This window comes from Microbacterium sp. JAI119 (assembly GCF_013410135.1).
Taxonomy (GTDB): domain Bacteria; phylum Actinomycetota; class Actinomycetes; order Actinomycetales; family Microbacteriaceae; genus Microbacterium; species Microbacterium oxydans.
In genome coordinates this window covers 1-3,527 of record NZ_JACCCK010000015.1, presented here as the reverse complement: position 1 = coordinate 3,527, position 3,527 = coordinate 1, and the positions used below count along the sequence as shown (strand labels likewise).

General features: G+C 64.8%; 4 protein-coding genes. 2 read left to right on the top strand and 2 right to left on the bottom strand.

The features are described 5' to 3' along the window. Nucleotides 1–144 precede the first annotated feature (144 nt). Nucleotides 145–1,815 (top strand): IS21 family transposase, encoded by a 1,671-nt coding sequence (istA, locus tag HDC31_RS19970; RefSeq protein WP_113680640.1) that lies wholly within the window; start codon nucleotides 145–147, stop codon nucleotides 1,813–1,815. After that, entirely contained in the window at nucleotides 1,812–2,615 is an 804-nt protein-coding gene (istB, locus tag HDC31_RS19965; RefSeq protein ID WP_113680637.1) for an IS21-like element helper ATPase IstB, read from the top strand. The genes istA and istB overlap by 4 nt, the downstream gene beginning before the upstream one ends. 57 nt (nucleotides 2,616–2,672) lie before the next feature. Here istB and HDC31_RS19960 read toward each other — a convergent pair whose 3' ends face one another. Continuing rightward, nucleotides 2,673–2,978: a transcriptional regulator gene (locus HDC31_RS19960; RefSeq protein WP_113680638.1), complete on the bottom strand. Its 306-nt coding sequence runs from the start codon at nucleotides 2,976–2,978 to the stop codon at nucleotides 2,673–2,675. Continuing rightward, entirely contained in the window at nucleotides 2,975–3,442 is a 468-nt protein-coding gene (locus HDC31_RS19955) for a hypothetical protein (protein WP_113680639.1), read from the bottom strand. The genes HDC31_RS19960 and HDC31_RS19955 overlap by 4 nt, the downstream gene beginning before the upstream one ends. Nucleotides 3,443–3,527 lie beyond the last annotated feature (85 nt).

Below are 3,527 nucleotides of genomic sequence, written 5' to 3'. Positions count from 1 at the left end.
TGACTCTGTCACTCTGATTTGGCCCAGGGATGTCGCTTTGGTCTGGCCCATGTTGCGACGCGCCGGGGTGTTCATGTCGGTTTGATTTGGCCCACCCCCGCCACGGTGGTCCTCAGTCGGTTTGTTTCGAGTGAGGAGGGCCAGTTGGGGTCCAGGGTGGATTTGTACGCCGAGATACGACGCGCGGCGCGAGTCGAGGAGCTGTCCGTGAACGCGTTGGCGAAACGGTTTCGGGTGCATCGTCGGACGGTGCGTCAAGCGTTGGCGTCTCCGGTCCCGCCGGGCCGGAAGGTTCCTGAGCGGCAGGCTCCGAAGCTGGGCGCGTTCCAGCTGCTGATCGACGGATGGTTGCGGGAGAACCTCACCGCGCCGAAGAAGCAACGGATGACGGCGACGCGGATGCACTCCCGCCTTCTTGACGAGCACGCTGCCGATGTCTCCTACGCCGCGGTCCGGGACTATGTCGCCAGGCGGCGACGGGAGATCCTGATCGAGGCGGGTCGGATTCCGGAGGTCTTCGTCCCGCAACTGCACGCGCCTGGCGCGGAAGCGGAGGTCGATTTCGGGGAGGTCTGGGTGATCTTGGCCGGGGTGAAGACGAAGTGTCATATGTTCACGTTCCGTCTCTCTCACTCAGGCAAGGCGATCCACCGGGTCTACTCGACGCAATCGCAGGAAGCGTTCCTCGAGGGGCATATCGATGCGTTCGACGAGATTGGCGGGGTCCCTGCCCTGCACATCAAATACGACAACCTGACGGCGGCAGTGAAGACCGTGATCTACGGCAGTGATCGCCGCCGGGTCGAGAATGACCGATGGGTGCTGTTCCGCTCGCACTACGGGTTCGACGCGTTCTACTGTCAGCCTGGGATCGAAGGCGCGCACGAGAAGGGCGGCGTTGAGGGGGAAGTCGGCCGGTTCCGGCGGACCTGGCTCTCGCCGATGCCCGAGGTCGGTTCTCTTGCCGAGCTGAATAGCATGATCCGCCGCTGGGACTCCCGCGACGAGGACCGCCGGATCAGTCAGCGGTGCACGACAGTCGGAGATGACTTCGCCACCGAACGACTCTTGCTGCGGCCGCTGCCGACTGAGCGGTTTGATCCAGGGTTGGTATTGCATCCGCGCGTCGACAGGTCTGGGCTGGTCACCGTTCGGATGGCGAAGTACTCCGTCCCTGCCCGGCTGATCGGCCGTCAGGTGAGGGTTTCGCTGCGCGCATCCGAGGTCGCCATTTTCGACGGGCGGGAAGAGGCCGCCCGCCATGAGCGGGTCGTCGCCCGCGGCGGAGAATCGATCGTGTTGGATCACTACCTCGAAGTCCTTCGCCATAAGCCCGGCGCTCTGCCGGGATCGACCGCGCTCGCTCACGCACGCGAGTCCGGGACGTTCACCACCGCGCACGAAGCGTTCTGGCAGGAAACCAGGAAGGTCAACGGTGACAGCGCGGGCACGAGAGAGCTCATCGAGGTGCTTCTCCTACATCGGAGTATGCGAGCTGCGGACGTGATCGCCGGGATCAGGGCCGCTCTCTCGGTCGGCGCGGTCACCGCGGACGTCGTCGCGGTCGAGGCACGCCTACATGGCAGCGGGGCCACATGGGAGCGACATCCCGTTGCACCTCAATCACACGTCGAGCACAGGGTTGTCAGTCTCACCCAACGCCGCCTCCGCGACCCGCAGGCTGTGATCGCCGGCCTCCCGCCCGACAAACGCCCGTTGCCGTCCGTCACCCACTACGACGAGCTCCTGCAGCGCCGCCCCATCTTCACCGATCCCACTGCCACTGATGAAAGAGAAGGAACGACGAACACATGAGCACCACCACACCCGTCACCACGACCCTGCGCCGACGGCGCGGCATGACAGAAGAAGCCGCCGCGGCCGCAGTCGACCAAGCTTGCCGCAGACTCCGGTTACCCACGATCCGCGCGGTCATGGACGAAGCAACCCGTGTCGCCGGACACGAGCAGCTCTCCTACCAGGGCTTCCTCGCCGAACTCCTCCTCGCTGAATGCGACGACCGGGACCGCCGCTCCACCGTCCGCCGCGTCGCAGGAGCGGGGTTCCCCCGCCAGAAATGGCTCGGGGACTTCGACTACGACGCGAACCCGAACATCAACCCCGCGACCATTCACACCCTCGCAACAGGCGACTGGGTCCGCCGCGGCGATCCGCTCTGCCTCATCGGAGACTCCGGCACCGGCAAATCCCATCTCCTCATAGGGCTCGGCACTGCCGCAGCCGAGAAGGGCTACCGGGTGAAATACACCCTCGCGACGAAACTGGTGAACGAGCTCGTCGAAGCCGCCGACGAGAAACAACTCGCGCGCACGATCGCCCGCTACGGCCGCGTTGATCTGCTCTGCATCGACGAGCTCGGATACATGGAACTCGACCGCCGCGGCGCCGAGCTCCTCTTCCAAGTCCTCACCGAACGAGAAGAGAAGAACTCCGTCGCGATCGCCTCCAACCAGTCTTTCTCCGGCTGGACCGACACCTTCACCGACCCACGCCTCTGCGCCGCGATCATCGACCGGCTCACCTTCAACGGCACCATCATCGAGACCGGCACCACCAGCTACCGGCTCGCCCACACCCGCAACCAAAGCAGCTGACGCGCCCGTGGTCCGCACCGACGAGCGAGAGCAGCGAAATCCTCAGGGGAGAATCGCCTACGTTGACGAGGGAGGAGACGTGGCGGCTCCTGCGAGGCGCTGGAGCTCGGCGAGATGGGCACGGAACGCTGCTCGACCGTTCATCGTGAGACTGAACCAGGTGCGGCGCCGGCCAGAGCTGACACCCTTGCGAACGGTGACGTATCCTGCCTCTTCGAGCGCCTTTGCGTGCTTGGAGAGAACGGAATCCGCGACTCCGATGCGATCACGCGCGAAGCTGAATTCGACATCCTCTACGGCCGCAAGCATCGCGCAGAGCTGGAGTCGCGTCGGATGGTGAATCCGCTCATCGAGCCCGCTCACGCGACGTTCCGTGCTGCAACGCGCTCCCGCTTCCACACGAGCGCCCAGAGCCGACTGGCCGCGAACGCAACCGCCGCCGCGATGCTACCTGCGGTGAGCGCGACCCACAGCACGGGCATCGCCCACGCCCAGAACATCAAGCTCAGGAGTGGGACGAGCATTGCAAACGTGACCCACCGCGCCCGCCGAGGAGAGTAACCGCTGAGCCACCACCCCAGCCGACGCCGCCACCAGACCATCAGAGCGATGAGCGCGAGCACGACGACGATGGTCGCGAACGGGCGGATTGTCAGCGGCAGCGCCTGCGCCCCGACAAAAACGCCGCAGACGATGCTGAAGAGCACGTCGTAAGTCAATGCGAACCCACGAGGCGGATCCAGATGATCCTGGGCCTGTCCGATAAGGGCCAGATCCTCCGCGGGGGTGTTCTGCGGCCGGTTTGAGCTTTCCATACCGGAAAGCATAGAGCATACTTTCCGAGTTGGAAAGCAGGCTCACGTGGGCCAGTTCAGAGCGACATCCCTGGGCCACTTCAGCTTGACATAGCCA

Bases quoted from the DNA above. Each gene is read 5' to 3' on its own strand.
- istB (WP_113680637.1), top strand. From the start codon at position 1,812: ATGAGCACCACCACACCCGTCACCACGACCCTGCGCCGACGGCGCGGC.
- HDC31_RS19955 (WP_113680639.1), bottom strand. From the start codon at position 3,442: ATGCTTTCCGGTATGGAAAGCTCAAACCGGCCGCAGAACACCCCCGCG.